General features: G+C 60.3%; 12 protein-coding genes. 4 read left to right on the forward strand and 8 right to left on the reverse strand.

All coding sequences use genetic code 11. From position 1 onward, the window contains the following. Positions 1–80: 80 nt before the first annotated feature. The 3 genes from NCR40_RS30015 to NCR40_RS30025 form a co-directional block, all read right to left on the reverse strand. Positions 81–1,427 carry an MFS transporter gene (locus NCR40_RS30015; RefSeq protein ID WP_250468315.1) on the reverse strand — a complete coding sequence of 449 codons (1,347 nt, stop codon included), beginning with the start codon at positions 1,425–1,427 and terminating at the stop codon, positions 81–83. Between the two features lie 166 nt (positions 1,428–1,593). Then, positions 1,594–2,526: a 3,5-dioxohexanoate:acetyl-CoA acetone transferase gene (gene kce, locus NCR40_RS30020; protein ID WP_244832421.1), complete on the reverse strand. Its 933-nt coding sequence runs from the start codon at positions 2,524–2,526 to the stop codon at positions 1,594–1,596. Positions 2,527–2,564: 38 nt separating this feature from the next. Then, positions 2,565–3,365 carry an SDR family oxidoreductase gene (locus NCR40_RS30025; RefSeq protein ID WP_250511668.1) on the reverse strand — a complete coding sequence of 267 codons (801 nt, stop codon included), beginning with the start codon at positions 3,363–3,365 and terminating at the stop codon, positions 2,565–2,567. A gap of 424 nt (positions 3,366–3,789) precedes the next feature. Here NCR40_RS30025 and NCR40_RS30030 point away from each other — a divergent pair, with 424 nt between their 5' ends. Next, positions 3,790–5,361, forward strand: a complete 1,572-nt coding sequence (locus NCR40_RS30030; RefSeq protein ID WP_250495228.1) for a DHA2 family efflux MFS transporter permease subunit — start codon at positions 3,790–3,792, stop codon at positions 5,359–5,361. Positions 5,362–5,401: 40 nt separating this feature from the next. Here the strand turns inward: NCR40_RS30030 and NCR40_RS30035 are convergent, their stop codons facing one another. From NCR40_RS30035 to NCR40_RS30045, 3 genes are read right to left on the reverse strand one after another with little or no spacing between them, the layout of a single operon-like run. Then, positions 5,402–6,391 (reverse strand): asparaginase, encoded by a 990-nt coding sequence (locus tag NCR40_RS30035; RefSeq protein WP_250468312.1) that lies wholly within the window; start codon positions 6,389–6,391, stop codon positions 5,402–5,404. Beyond that, positions 6,388–7,644 carry a D-amino acid dehydrogenase gene (locus NCR40_RS30040; RefSeq protein ID WP_250511669.1) on the reverse strand — a complete coding sequence of 419 codons (1,257 nt, stop codon included), beginning with the start codon at positions 7,642–7,644 and terminating at the stop codon, positions 6,388–6,390. The genes NCR40_RS30035 and NCR40_RS30040 overlap by 4 nt, the downstream gene beginning before the upstream one ends. A 31-nt stretch (positions 7,645–7,675) precedes the next feature. Next, the gene (locus NCR40_RS30045) at positions 7,676–8,821 is read right to left on the reverse strand and encodes a branched-chain amino acid ABC transporter substrate-binding protein (protein WP_244832426.1); all 1,146 of its coding nucleotides are present in this window, start codon (positions 8,819–8,821) and stop codon (positions 7,676–7,678) included. A gap of 200 nt (positions 8,822–9,021) precedes the next feature. On the opposite strand from NCR40_RS30045, the gene NCR40_RS30050 reads away from it, so the two are divergent. After that, entirely contained in the window at positions 9,022–10,095 is a 1,074-nt protein-coding gene (locus NCR40_RS30050; RefSeq protein WP_250511670.1) for a GlxA family transcriptional regulator, read from the forward strand. Positions 10,096–10,434: 339 nt separating this feature from the next. On the opposite strand, the gene NCR40_RS30055 is transcribed toward NCR40_RS30050, so the two are convergent. Beyond that, a complete protein-coding gene (locus NCR40_RS30055; RefSeq protein WP_250511671.1) occupies positions 10,435–11,232 on the reverse strand; it encodes a PhzF family phenazine biosynthesis protein in 798 nt (265 codons plus the stop codon). A 132-nt stretch (positions 11,233–11,364) separates the two neighbouring features. Here NCR40_RS30055 and NCR40_RS30060 point away from each other — a divergent pair, with 132 nt between their 5' ends. Beyond that, a complete protein-coding gene (locus NCR40_RS30060) occupies positions 11,365–11,790 on the forward strand; it encodes a hypothetical protein (protein WP_250495223.1) in 426 nt (141 codons plus the stop codon). Here NCR40_RS30060 and NCR40_RS30065 read toward each other — a convergent pair. Then, positions 11,722–12,630 carry a LysR family transcriptional regulator gene (locus NCR40_RS30065; protein ID WP_250511672.1) on the reverse strand — a complete coding sequence of 303 codons (909 nt, stop codon included), beginning with the start codon at positions 12,628–12,630 and terminating at the stop codon, positions 11,722–11,724. The genes NCR40_RS30060 and NCR40_RS30065 overlap by 69 nt on opposite strands. A 104-nt stretch (positions 12,631–12,734) precedes the next feature. On the opposite strand from NCR40_RS30065, the gene NCR40_RS30070 reads away from it, so the two are divergent. Next, positions 12,735–13,541, forward strand: coding sequence for a phytanoyl-CoA dioxygenase family protein (locus tag NCR40_RS30070; RefSeq protein ID WP_250511673.1), 807 nt, complete (start codon positions 12,735–12,737; stop codon positions 13,539–13,541). The last annotated feature ends 839 nt before the right edge of the window (positions 13,542–14,380 follow it).

Raw genomic sequence — 14,380 nt, forward strand, 5'->3', positions numbered from 1 at the left:
AGCCGAAGTTAACCGTGCCATCGGCAAGCGGATGAACAAGCCCGCTCGCCGATTCCGCATCCCGGAAAGCCATCAATCGTTCAAGCCGCGTTCGTCGCCCGTCGATCCGCATCGCTCGTCTTGCGTGTTTCATGGCCGTGCCGCAACCGCACACTGCATATTGCCGCGACAATCAGCGCGACAGCAAGACACACCAGCCCGTTCATCGCCTTGCCGGTCGATTGCTCGATGATCCCCATGACCGTGGGCCCGACGAAGCCGCCGAGCAACCCGCACGTGTTGACGAGCCCGAGTCCGCCCGCAAGCGCGCTGCCTGAAAGCCGCGAAGACGGGAACGTGAAGATGATCGACTGAACCACGAAGAACATCGAAGCGGACACGCACACGCCGAGAAAGCCGATGACGGGCGTCGAATAGGCGGCGACCAGCATGCCCGCGGCCATGATCAGCAGGCCGCCCACGAGCATGCGGCGGCTGCGCGATGAATTGCTCGCGAAGCGCGGCAAAAGGGCCGCGCCGAGTGCGGCGGCGACCCACGGGGTGGACGTCAGCACGCCGACGACGAATGGCGAGAAGTGCCCCGAAGATCCGATAATGCCCGGCAAAAAGAAGATGACCGTATAGATGGTCAACTGATGGCAAAAGTAGACGAAGATCGAGAGCCAAATCTGTCTGTCCGCCAGCGCCGCGCGAAACGTATGACCGCCGTGACCCGTACCGATGGCTTCCTGTTCGGCGGCAAGACGACGCTCCAGCGCCAGCGCTTCCTCGCGCGGTAACCACGAAGCGCGTGTCGGCCGGTCGGGCAACATCTTCCACACGACGATCGCGAGCAGCACGGCAGGCGCGCCTTCGACCATGAACAGCCATTGCCAGCCGTGAAAACCGAGCACGCCATCCATTTCCAGCAGCGCACCGCCAAGCGGGCCGCCGACGATGTTGGCCACGCACACGCCGAGCAGGAAGTAGCCGGTGGCGCGCGCGCGATCCTCGCGTCCGAACCAGTAAGTCAGATACAGCATCACGCCGGGAAAGAGTCCCGCTTCGGCCACGCCGAGCAGAAGACGCATCACATAGAACGAGGTCTCGCCGCGCACGAAGGCCATCGCCACCGAGAGCACGCCCCATGTCACCATGATGCGCGTGATCCAAAAGCGCGCGCCGACACGATGCATCACGAGATTGCTCGGAATCTCGAAAGCGGCATACGTCAGAAAGAACAGCCCCGCGCCTAGCCCGTAGGCGGCGGATGACAGGCCAAGATCGATGCTCATCGTATGCTTGGCAAGCGCGATGTTGGTGCGATCCAGAAAGCTGATCACATACGAAATCACGAGCAGCGGCATGAGCTTGCGAAACAGCAGCGCGTTCAGCGACGCATGGGGTGACGCATGTGTTGAGTTACGCGAAGAACTGGGCGTGGACATGATGACTCCCGGCGTCAGGACGGATTGGAAGAGCAGGGCGCGCATGGACGACGAGGTGAAGCGTCGCGGCGAGATAGGTAGGCTTTCATGACTTGTCTCCGTGTATCTTTTCGTTGTCATGGCGCGGACGTCGCTTGGCGCGCGTCCGCTTGCTTCGGTGCGGTCTTCAGAAGTTCACGTTGTCGTGGCCCTTGAGCGCGAGCATCTGACGCGCTTCGGCGGGCGTCGCGATGTCGAGCGACAAGCCTTCGATCACCTGGCGAATCTGGCGCACTTGCTGCGCGCTCGATTCGGCGAGCTGGCCAGGACCGATCCACAGCGAATCCTCAAGGCCGACGCGCACGTTCGCACCTTGCGCCGCGCCGATGGACGCGAGCGGAATCTGATTGCGCCCCGCGCCGAGAATGGACCACACATAATCCGAACCGAAAAGGCGATCGGCGGTTCGCTTCATATGCGCCAGATCTTCCGGGTGCGCGCCTATGCCGCCCAGCAGTCCGAACACGGTCTGCACGAAGAACGGCCCTTTCACAAGCCCGCGATCGACGAAATGCGCGAGGTTGTAGAGATGCGAGGTGTCATAGCACTCGAACTCGAAGCGCGTGCCGTTCGCGGTGCACGAGCTCAGGATGTACTCGATATCCGCGAAGGTGTTCTTGAACACGAGATCGCGACTCTTTTCCAGATGCTGACGTTCCCAGTCGTGCTTCAGGTCCTTGAAACGGTCGAGCATCGGATACAGCCCGAAGTTCATCGATCCCATGTTGAGCGATGCCACTTCCGGCTGAAAATGATGCGCTGGCTTGAGGCGCTCGGCGACCGTCATATGCGGACTGCCGCCCGTCGTGAGATTGATGACCGCGTTCGTTTCCGCCTTGATGCGCGGTAAAAAGCGTTCGAAAACCGCGGGGTCTTGCGTCGGCCGGCCGTCTTCGGGATCGCGCGCGTGCAAATGAAGAATCGATGCGCCTTCGCGTGCGGCGGCGAGCGCGGCATCGGCGATCTGATCCGGCGTGACCGGCAGATACGGCGACATGGAAGGCGTGTGGATGGCGCCCGTCGGCGCACAGGTGATGATGACTTTGCGTTTGCTTGCCATGGTGTTCGATCTCCTCTCGTACTCGTATTAAGCGATATTCAGAGCGTTTCGACGTTGCCGCAGACGGACAGCGCCTGACCGGAAATCGCGCTGCCAGCTGGCGAGCTCAAGAACAGCACGCTGGCGGCGATCTCCTCTTGCGTCACCATGCGGCGCAGCGAAATTTTCTCCAGATAACGCGCTTCCATTTCCTGATAGCTGATGTTCAGTTGCTTCGCGCGCGCGGCGATCACGCCTTCCATGCGCGGCCCCTTGACGATGCCCGGCTGCACCGCATTCACGCGAATGTTGTCCGCGCCGAGTTCGATGGCGAGACTCTTCGCGAGGCCCACGATCGCCCATTTGGTCGCGGAATAGGGCGTGCGGAATCCATAGCCGAGACGTCCTGCGACCGACGACATGAAAACGATCACGCCGCCGCCATTTGCTTCGCGCAGCATCGGCACGGCCTGGCTCGAAAAGTAGTAATGGCTATTCAGATTGATGTCGATGGTGCGTTCCCAGTCGTCCGACTCGATCTCGTCGATGCCGCCCGTCGGTCCCGCGATGCCCGCGTTGTTGATCAACACATCGAGGCCGCCGAGTTCGCGCTTCACGTCGTCGAACACGCGCGTGACGTCGGCTTTGTTCGATACGTCGGCGCGAGTACCGGTGATCGACGGCGATCCGGTCGCATGAGTCGATAGGGCATCGATGGCTTTGGCGTCGACATCGCATACATGCACGCGCGCGCCCGTGGACACGAACGCCTGCGCGATCGTCAAACCGATGCCCGACGCGCCGCCGGTGATCAGTACGCGCAAGCCGGCGGGCGGGGCGAGCAGTTTGAGGTAATCCATGTGGTTGGCTCCTGTAGGACGGTTGTTATTTGGTCAGCTTTTCGAAGCGCGGGCGATGGTGATAGGCGTGTGCTGTTCTTGCTCGCATGGCCCATTTCGCGCTTTTGCATCTCGCGCATGTTGATGCGTTGGTCCGCGCCACGGGCACAGCAAGAGAGCCGGCTTGACCTCGTGATCTGTGATCACAGTGTGTGTTTGTTGCTGATCTGTGTCAATCCGGTTTGCCTAGGGGATAACCCTTCTGCGAAGTAATCGCGTAGGCGAATTTATGAAATAGGCGTTTAATAAAGCAGCGAGCTCCGCTATTCTCACGGCATCGACAGTTGCGGCGCGCGCGAGACGAGCGGGTTGAATCGCTCGTTTCGAGGACGTGCCCTGCTGAAGAACCGCTTCTGCTTACAACAATCAACCCCGAACCGCAGTCATGACGCAGGGATCGCCGTCTCCCGCAGCACCCGTCCCGCATCCGCCGTTGCAGGGCGGCCAGCTCGTGATTGCCACCATCGTGGTGGCGCTTGCGACCTTCATGACCGTTCTCGATACGTCGATTGCGAACGTCGCCGTGCCGAATCTGTCGGGAAACCTCGGCGTATCGGTCGATGAGGGAACGTGGGTCATCACGATCTTCGCGGCCGCGAATGCCGTATCCATTCCATTGACGGGCTGGCTTACGCAGCAGATCGGCCAGATCCGCCTGTTCGTCGGCGCGATTCTGATGTTCGTGTTCGCTTCGTGGCTTTGCGGCATCGCGCCTGACCTGCCTTTCCTGCTGGGCGCGCGGATCTTGCAGGGCCTCGTGGCCGGGCCGCTCATTCCCTTGTCCCAGGCCGTGCTGCTGAGTTCTTATCCGAAGGCGCGCGCCAATATGGCGCTGGCGCTTTGGGCGATGACCGCCACGGTCGGTCCGATCGCAGGACCGGTGCTAGGCGGCTGGATCACCGACAACTACAGCTGGTCGTGGATCTTCTACGTGAACATTCCGGTCGGCTTCATTGCGGCGGGCGCCACGTGGATCATCTATCGCAAGCGCGAGACGCCGACGAAGAAACTGCCCATCGATACGGTCGGCCTTGCGTTGCTCGTGGTGTGGGTGGGCTCGCTTCAGGTGATGCTCGACAAGGGCAGGGACCTCGACTGGTTCGCATCGCCCTTCATCGTTGCGCTGGGGCTCATCGCCCTCGTCAGCTTCGCGTTCTTTCTCGTGTGGGAGTTGACGGAGGCGCATCCGGTCGTCGACCTGAGGCTCTTCGCATTGCGCAACTTCAGCAGCGGCACCATAGCCATTTCCGTTTCCTACGCGCTCTACTTCGGCAACCTCGTTCTGCTGCCGCAATGGATGCAGGAGTATCTCGGCTATCGCGCTTACGACGCCGGCCTCGTCACCGCGCCGGTGGGCATTTTCACGGTATTGCTTTCGCCTTTTATCGGGCGACTTTTACAGTTATTCGATGCCCGCGTTCTCGTGACGGTCGCGTTCATGGGACTGTCCGGTGTGTTCTTCATGCGCACGCAGTATTTGAGTACGGTCGATGCTTGGCATCTCGTCATCCCGACCTTGCTTCAAGGTATTCCAACCGTGCTCTGGTTCGTGCCCCTCGTGTCGATCATTCTTTCCGGCTTGCCGCCCGAACGAATTCCCGCAGCGGCGGGGTTGTCGAATTTCGCGCGCATTTTCTGCGGGGCGGTGGGCACGTCGATCGCGGGCACCGTATGGAATCATCGGACGGTCGTGCATCACGTGCGGCTGACCGAACAGGCGAGCGTCCATAATCCGGTTTTCAATCAGACCATCGCGGCATTGCAGTCGCAGCTTCATATCGATGTGGGTGCGGCTTACGCATCGTTCGAGTTGATGGTGGCGAATCAGGCTGCCGTCATGGGGCTCGACGATTTCTTCTATGCGTCCACGTTCATTTTCATTTTGATCATTCCGCTTATCTGGATTACGCGGCCGGTGAAGGGTGGGGATTCGGCGGAGGCGGCTGGGGCGCATTGAGGCCAGGGAACAGGCATGCCTGCGGCGCGCGGTCGGGGTTCTAGTACGTCACGAACGCTTCCTGCAACGCGTGCGTGGTTCTCGTTCCCGTGAGCGCCACCATCATCAGGATTCGCGCCTTATGCGGGACCTGATCGTCCGCTGCGATCCATCCATAGCGATCGTCCGGCTGTGCGGCATTGCGGATGACGATGCCGCTGCCCGTGCGCGACGCACGCACGATATGAATGTGTCTCGCGCGCGCTTTCACGAGCGAATCGATCAACTCGTGCGCCACGTTGCCGTTGCCCGTCCCGGCGTACACGATCGCATCCACGTCGGAGCACGCCATGTGTTCGACCACCGTTCGGTTGATGCCGCCATGCGCGTAGACGATAGCGACCTCGGGCAAGGTCTGGATGGTGTCGATGCTCCATTCGCTTTCCACCGTATGCCGCCGCGCCACCAGCCGATAAAAACGCGCGCGTCCCTCGACCACGTAGCCTAGCGGACCGAAGGTCGAACGAAACGCTTCCTGCTTGAAAGTGCTGGTCTTGACGACGTCGCGCGCCGAGTGAATCTCGTCGTTCGAAACGACGAGCGTACCCTTGCCGCGCGATGCCGCGCTCGACGCCACCACGATCGCGTTGTACAGGTTGAGCGGTCCGTCGGCACTGAGCGCAGACGCCGGGCGCATTGCGCCGACCACGACGACGGGCTTCGCGCTCGGCACCACCAGGTGCAGAAAGTATGCCGTCTCGTCGATGGTATCGGTGCCGTGCGTCACCACGACGCCGTCGATGTCGTCCTGCTTGAGAAGCGCGCGAACATGCCGCGCGAGCCCGAGCAACTCCTCATTGCCGAAGTTTTCAGAGCCGGTCTGGAAAAGCTGGGCCGTTTGGATATCGGCGAGATCGCGCGCGCCGGGCAACGCGTCGAGCAAATCATCCACCGTTTCGACAGAGCAGTCGTAGGTCGCGGTATGCGCGGCCGACGCACCGCGTCCCGCGATGGTGCCGCCCGTGCCGACAATGACGACGCGCGCATTCATGATGCAGCACGCGGCGAGAAGGGGGTGTCGTCGAGCGAAGGTTCGCGCCCGGCCATCCGTTGCGCGAGCACGTGCGCCGAGCCCATGGCGAGCGTGAAGCCAAGCGCGCCATGACCGACGTTGAGCCAGAGATTCCGGTATTTGGACTCTCCGATGATCGGCGTCCCGCGCGGGGTGGCCGGCCGCAAGCCCGCCCACGCGGCTGCCGCGTCATAATCGCCCGCGTGCGGAAAGACGGCCTGCGCTTCGCGCCGCAGCGTCGCGAGCCGGGTCACATCGATCGCACTCGAATGCCCCACGATGTCCGCCATGCCCGCCACGCGCAGACGGTCGCCCAATCGGGCGTACACCACCTTGCGGTCGAAGTCCGTCACGCTCGTCGCGGGCGCAGCCTTTCCCGCGACTGCATCGAGCGTCAGGCTGTAGCCCTTGAGCGGATAGACCGGCACCCGCACGCCAATCGTGCGCAGTAAGGCCGCGCTGTCGCAACCCGACGCCACGACAACATGTTCCGCGTCCAACCTGCGGCTTCCGGCAATTGCCCGGACCTCGCCTTTGTTCGACACGGACAGCGAACGCACGGCCGTACCCAGCTCGAACGCCACGCCTCGTTCGCGCAACAAGCTTTCGAGTCCCACGCAGAAGCGGTGACAGTCGCCTGCCTCTTCGCCCGGCGTATGGATGCCGCCGACGAATCGATCTGCCACCTGGGCCAGCGCGGGTTCGAGCGCGACGCAATCGCTCACGCCGAGCGCTTGCTGCTCGCTGCCGAGCGTACGCTGGTACGACAGCAAGGACGCGGCCCGCGACATCGCCATTGCGCTTCGATGCATGACGAGCTTGCCAGCGCGGACGTAGTCGAAGGCAAGCGTGGGATGGGCGGCGGTAAATTCGTGCATCAGCGAGCGGCTCAGAAAGGACAGCGCAAGGAGTTGCGCCGTGGTCGATTCGCTCATCGCCTGAGTACAGGCCCGTGCGAATTGCCAGCACCAGCGCCACTGATTCATGTCGATGGCGGGCGAGACGCGCACCGGGGCGTCGCGACGCATAAGCCAACCGGGAAGCTTCGCAAGCACGCCAGGACCGGCGAGCGGCGCCACGTAGCTGTAAGAAAGCTGCGCGCCGTTGGCGCGGCTCGCTTCCGCCGCGACCTCCGTGCGCCGGTCGATCACGCTCACTTCGTGGCCGTCCTCGCGCAAGCGGTATGCGGTCGTGAGACCGATCACGCCCGCGCCGATCACCAGAATGTTCATGGCTTGCGTCGTCCTTGTGAATGTGCGGCCATTACATCTTGACGACGTCGAGCAACGTTTGATTTCCGCCCACGTAGTGATAGAGCGAGATCATTCCCTGCCTGAGGTCGCCGTGCGCGTCGAATTGCGTCTCGCCGAGTACGCCCTTGAAGTCGGTGTTGGGCATCGCCGCGAGAATCTTGTCCGGCGAGGTGGAATTCGCGCGCTTCATCGCGTCGACGATGATGTACACCGCGTCATACGCGAACGGGGCGTTGAGCTGCACCTTCTGCCCGAAGCGCGCTTCGTAGCGTTGCTCGAACGCGGGGCCATCGGGCATTTTAGCGAGCGGCATGCCGGCGATGGAACACACGACGTTGTCCGCCGCCTCGCCCGCCAGTTGCGACAGCGACGCTGCGCACAGGCCGTCGCCGGCCAGTACCTTCGAGGAGATTGCGAGCTGGCGGGCCTGCTTCGCGAACGGGCCGCCTGTCGCATCCATGCCGCCGTACATGATCACGTCGGGATGCTCGCTCTTCACCTTGGTCAGGATCGCGCGGAAGTCCACGGCCTTGTCGGTGGTTGCGTCGTGCGACAGGACGTTCATCCCGTTCGCCTTGGCGCGCTTTTCAAATTCGTTCGCGAGACCCTGACCGTAAGCGGTGGCGTCGTCGACGATGGCGACCGACTTCGCCTTCAGCACTCGGGCTGCATAGTCGGCAAGCGCCGGACCCTGCTGCGCGTCGGTGGCGACCACGCGATACGTCGTGCGAAACCCCTGCTGCGTATAGACCGGATTAGTGGCCGAGGGCGAAATCTGCAGCACGTTGGCATCGCTATAAATTTTCGAGGCCGGAATGGAGGTGCCGGAATTCATGTGCCCGACCACGGCCGCCACCTTGTCGTCCACGAGCTTTTGCGCGACCTGTGTGCCTTGGCGCGGATCGGAGGCGTCGTCCTGCGCATCCAGCGCAAGCGTGATCTTCTGTCCGCCGATCACGAGGCCCTTCTTGTTGATCTCCTCGACGGCAAGCCGTGCGCCGTTCTCGGTGTCCTTGCCGAGGTGCGCATTGGCCCCCGTCAGAGGCGCGACGTGGCCGATCTTCACTACTTCATCGGCGCACGCCTCGACCGGATGCAGGACGACGAACGCACTTCCAAATGCGGCGCAAACCGCCAGATGCAACGCTGCTGACATGACGCACTCCCTGTTTTGAATCGGTTCTTTCCGGCCGTCTTCACCCCGGAACTGACTTCAATGTAACGGCGACGAAATAGGCGGCATTGCACGCGCTCGCGGAAAAATAGAACGAATGCGACAAGTCGCACCGATCGCTTTTCGGCGCTCCTATACTGGCGCCGACGACCTCACGGCATTCAAGGAGTGCATGGATGGCAATGGCGAACGCAAAAAAGTCCGATACCGCGGCGCTCGGGCGCGGACTTGTCGAGCGGCTCGATCGCATGGACGGCGTGGATCGCAAGGTATCTGCGCGACGCGCGGGCGCCGAGCTCAGCGTCGGCCTTCTACTTTGGCCGAGCTTTCCGCTGCTTTCGCTCGCCAGTTTTTGCGACTGCCTGCGGCACGCCGCGGATCTCGGCGACCAGAGCCGCCAGTTACGGTGTACGTGGACCTTGCTCGGGCCGACGGACGACACCGTGGAAGCGAGTTGCGGCGTGAGCGTGCCAGTCCGGGCGTATTCCGGGAAGGCGTCGCGATTCGACTACTTCGTGGTGATCGGCGGCTTGCTGCCCAGGCTCGAACATGTCGACCCGCGCTACTGGGACGCGCTGCGCGACGCCGACGCAGCCGGCGTGCCGCTCATCGGCCTGTGCACCGGCAGCTTCGTGCTGGCGAAAGCGGGCTACATGCACGACCGCGTCGCGTGCGTGCACTCCTTTCACTACGACGATTATCAGTCCATGTTCCCCGGCCTGCGCGTGGTCACGAACGCCGACTACGTGATCGACGGCAACCGCATTACGTGCGCGGGCGGCGTGTCGGCCATCGAACTCGCCACGCGGTTGATTTCCGTGCATTGCGGCGCCGACCGCGCGTCGAAGGTCATTCACCAGATGACGGTGAGTCGCAAGAGCGGCACGTCCTTCGTCGAACGCCGCCGTGCGCTCGGCTACCTCGCCGTCGATAGTCTCTCGCTGCGTCACGCGATCGTGCTGATGGAGGAGAATCTCGAAGCCCCGCTGACGATCGCCGCGATTGCCAGGATGACCGGTTCAAATGCGCGGCAACTGGAGCGCGTGTTCATGTCTGAAATGGGCGTGACGCCAAAGGAGTTCTACCGGACGATGCGCTTGCGATACGCCCGCTGGCTACTCTTGAACTCGGCGAAGCGCGTCACCGCGATCGCCTACGAATGTGGCTTCGCGGATTCGGCGCACTTCATTCGCGGCTTTCGCGAAGCGTACGGTGTGACGCCGGGTAAGCTGCGCGCTTCGCTTAGCCGGACGTGAAGTGCGGAGGTCTTTGGACTTCGCTTACTTTGGCGTGCGCTTAGTTGCTGGCCGTGTCTGCAATGAATCGTGCAAAGTTCGGTGTAAGTCATCGTGCGAGATGAACATTTCGATCCAGTTGCCTGTCGGCGTTGCCCGGCCGAAGTGCGTGACTTCTAATCGACGACGCAGCCTTGGGAAACGATGAGCCCGGACTTCGGCAGAAGAATGATTCCGGTTGAGGTAGCGAAGTAAGTGCTTGAGTCGAGTCTCTGGAACGCGCCTCGATTCTGGAGGGTATTGAGCTGCGGCAGCGCTGCCGTTTCCGCACAGTCGAGCCGCAGCATTGTAAAGCGCGCGCTAGTCGGGCAGTTCGATGGTTCCTTCCATATATTGAACCGCGTGACCGGATATCAAAACACGCTCCGGTTCGATCTCGCAATGTAGAACGCCGCTTCGTTGGGAAGCCTGTAACGCGACGAGCTTCGGCTTGCCAAGAATGTCGGACCAGAGCGGAGCAAGCGCCGCGTGAATGGACCCCGTCACCGGGTCTTCGGCGCCGCCGTTCGCTGGCCAAAAGTATCGGGAGACGAAGTCGTATTGGTTGCCAGGAGCGGTGACCGCGACATCCAGTGGTCCAAGTTGCGCGAGCAGTTCCAGATTTGGCACGACGGCGCGTACCTCGGCTTCGGTGTCGTAGAGGGCGATGTATGACTGCTGGTTTATGAAGACTGCCGTTGGCTTGATCGACAAACCATACGCGAGCTGGTCCGGAACATCTTTAATCCGTTCACTTTGTCGTCGAGGAAAGTTCATTTCAATCAGCCCCCGCTCGCGCCGATGAACAGAGAACGCGCCCGTTGCTTCTGCATAAAAGACGAGGTGATCGTCTTGAGGGAGGTGTCTGAACAGAACGAAAGCGCTCGCCAGCGTCGCGTGTCCGCAGAAGGCGATCTCCTTGATCGGTGAGAACCACCGGATGTCGAAAACGCCATCGTCTCGACGCACGATGAACGCTGTTTCCGACAGGTTGTTTTCGCTGGCGATGGCTTGCATTAGCGAAGCGGGAAGCCACGCGTCGAGCGGAATTACCGCCGCATAGTTTCCCTTGAATACTTCGCTGGTGAAAGCGTCTATCTGATAAAGCTTCAGTTGCATGGGCGGTAGAGTCGAAGAGATGAGCTAGTTCGTTCCTATCCTATCGGCTTGAATGATTCGCGAACATGCACAGTTTCCATCTGACACGCTGAAAAGTGACAGCCTCGAAGCCATCGCGTAGCCGCGCCCGACTTGCCAAAACCCGTGCCCCGGATAGTTGTTCCGTCCACGAAAAATCTTCTCTTTTTTCTGCTCAGTGCAGAGGGCGCATGTTTGCCATCACCGCATCAGCGGACGCCGTTAAGCATGGGGGAGGGTGCTGCCACTTACGACCGGATGGCTTTCACCGATAGCCATGCAAATGTATTGCTCCACGTAATGGCCGCCGATGCACTTACTGTGAATTACGCGAGAAGCTCGATGTCGACCGCCAACGGTGACGACCGTCTTGCTGTCGCGGAGTTTTCCGAAAAGGTCGCATTCGGGTTTGCTGACGGTTTCGCCTTGCAAACGAAGCTTTGGATCGCAATTGAAGCGGTACCGCTGCACTTACTCGACCTTCGCTTTTCGCGGCGGATGCGCGGCTATCTTGCACGCGAGTTCGACAAAAGCGCCTAGCGCAGCAGACGAATTGGGCTCCTTCCACGCAAGGTAGAGTTCGCTCTTCGTGTGCTCTTCGCGCAGAGGACGAAAGACGACGTTTTCCATGTGCGTTCGTTGAACCGACGCCGGTACGAGCGTCACACCAAAGCCGGCGCTTACAAGGCCAAGGGAAGCGTAGATCTGGCCCATTTCAAAGCTCGTGGAGGGAGAAAATCCGGCAAGCGCGCACAACTGGTTGATGGCGGCGTGATAATCCGGCGCGACATCCTTCCGATAATTAATGACGCGCAACTGCTTACAGTCCTTGATGGAAATGCGTCGTTTGGCTGCTAGAGGATTGTCTTTAGCGATGGCAACGTAAAACGGCTCCTGGAGCAACAAGACGCTGTTCAGTTGAGTATTTGGCGGCAACGAACGGACGAATGCCAGATCGACGTCTCCTCGGTTCAAGGCATTGATCTGTTCCGCAGAGGAAAACCATTGAAGCTCGACGGTCACCGCAGGGTAGCGCTGTTGAAAATCGCGCAAGAGCGGTGGCAGCAGTGTGTACGCAATGTGTTCGAAGAACCCAACCGCCACCCGGCCGGTTTCGCCTCTTGCTGCACGTTGCGAATCCACGATTGCGGAGTTCGTGTCCTTAAGAATCTGCTGGGCCCGTTCCTCGAAGACCTGGCCCGCCAATGAGAGAAACACGCGTTTGCCTCGGCGCTCGAAAAGCGCTACGCCGATTTCTTCTTCCAGTTCCCGTATCTGCCGGCTCAACGGCGGCTGCGCCATGTGCAGTTCGTCCGCCGCCTTCGTGAAGTTGAGTGTGCGTGCCACCGTCAGGAAATAGCGAAGATGACGCAGTTCCATTTGGAACCTTTTGAGTATCGATACGCGACCTATTATATCTTTTACATTGGATGCGAACGCTCTTAGGATCATGAGACCACACTAACAAGTCAGGAGATTCCCTCATGAAACTTACGACGTCGCAGTTGGAAGCGTACGAGCGCGATGGCTTCGTGGTTCTGCCAGAGCTTTTCTCGAAAGAAGAAGTCGAGCATATGAAGAGCGAGTTGCGCCGAATCCAAAAAATCGACACCGACCATCTCGTTCGTGAAAAAACGGGCGGCATTGCAAAAACGATTTATAAAGTTCATGAGACCGCCAGTCCAACGGCATCGCCGATTTTTCACTCCGCAGTGCGCTCGCCCAGATTGCTCGAACCCGCACAACAATTGATCAACGATCCCCAACTTTACGTCTATCACACGAAGTGCAATTTGAAGACGGCAATCGACGGTTCGGTCTGGCAGTGGCACCAGGATTTCGGCACCTGGCATATGGACGGCGTGAAAGAACCGCATATGACAACCGCGTTGGTCATGCTCGATGAGCCGACCGAAATGGGCGGATGTCTCTACTTTATTCCGGGAAGCCACAAACTAGGCTCACTCGATCCAACGTTCGATGAGACGACCGGTTATCGCTTTTACGTGGTACCCAAGCCGACCATGCTCGATATCTTGTCCAGCCATCCCAAGGCCGTGCCTATCATCGGCCGACCGGGAACAGTGGTGTTCTTCGACGCAAACATCGTGCATTCATCCGGTCACAACCTTTCAGGTGACGATCGATGGCAAGCCTATGTTGTCTACAACCAGGTGGAGAACAAGCCAGAACAGGTGAAGCAGCCGCGACCGGATTATGTGCGCTCGACCAATTTCGCTCCTCTCGAGGTAGGTTCGGACGAGATTCTCGACAGAGTTCAGATCGACTGAAATCTATCGATTTACTTTACCGAGTCGGCTGCAGGTGGCAGCGTGTCTATCGACGCGCCAGCATGCTCGCATGGTCTATCGTTGGATCGCATCAACTGGACTGGACGCCGCCGCGTGCGGCACGTGCACAACGCTTCGCATGAAGGCATCGTTGATCCATCAACGCACAGGGAATGTGCGCCCGGTCCAATTACTTTTGACTCATACGCAGACCTGCGTGGGCTGCTTCGGGCCTCCGGAATTTCATACGTGATGGAAGCCAAGAGTGAAAGTGAACATATCCTTCGCGACATCGCTCAGTCCTGAAAGTGTGAGCGCGGCCTCAAGCGCTTGCCGCGAATACGCTCATTCGTTGAAGAATCCAACTCAGCAGTTGTTCCGCGGCGCCGGAAAGCGGCCGTCGCGCCTTCACGAGAATGCGTGCCTTCGCCGCCTCGAATAGCGGGTGCTGTATGTGTGCGGGCGGGAAGCCGTTTGAGGGCCGAGGGGAAGGTATGCGATTGACTGAAAGCGCGGCTTGCCACCGTTTAGTGGCTCTGGATTAACCGAGAGTCCGTCGGGCTGTGTTCAACGAACATTGGTCATTTGGTAATTTACATAATCTTAATTAGCGCAGTTTCGCGTTGTAGCGGCTAGATTGTAATGTCCGCTTTTAGCCAGATTCAAATGTCCGCTTCGAGCCGCCTAAGCTTACCCCCGCGCCGATGCTTCGGCGCAGGAGACCGCGATGGCTGCAACGGACACGATTACCATGTCGATGCGCGAGTTGGACCGATTCAAAGTGATTCAGTCAGTGGTCGACGGACTGCTCAAACCGTGGCGGGCCGCCGAGCGACTCG

The organism is Caballeronia sp. GACF4, from assembly GCF_023631025.1.
Taxonomy (GTDB): Bacteria; Pseudomonadota; Gammaproteobacteria; order Burkholderiales; family Burkholderiaceae; genus Caballeronia.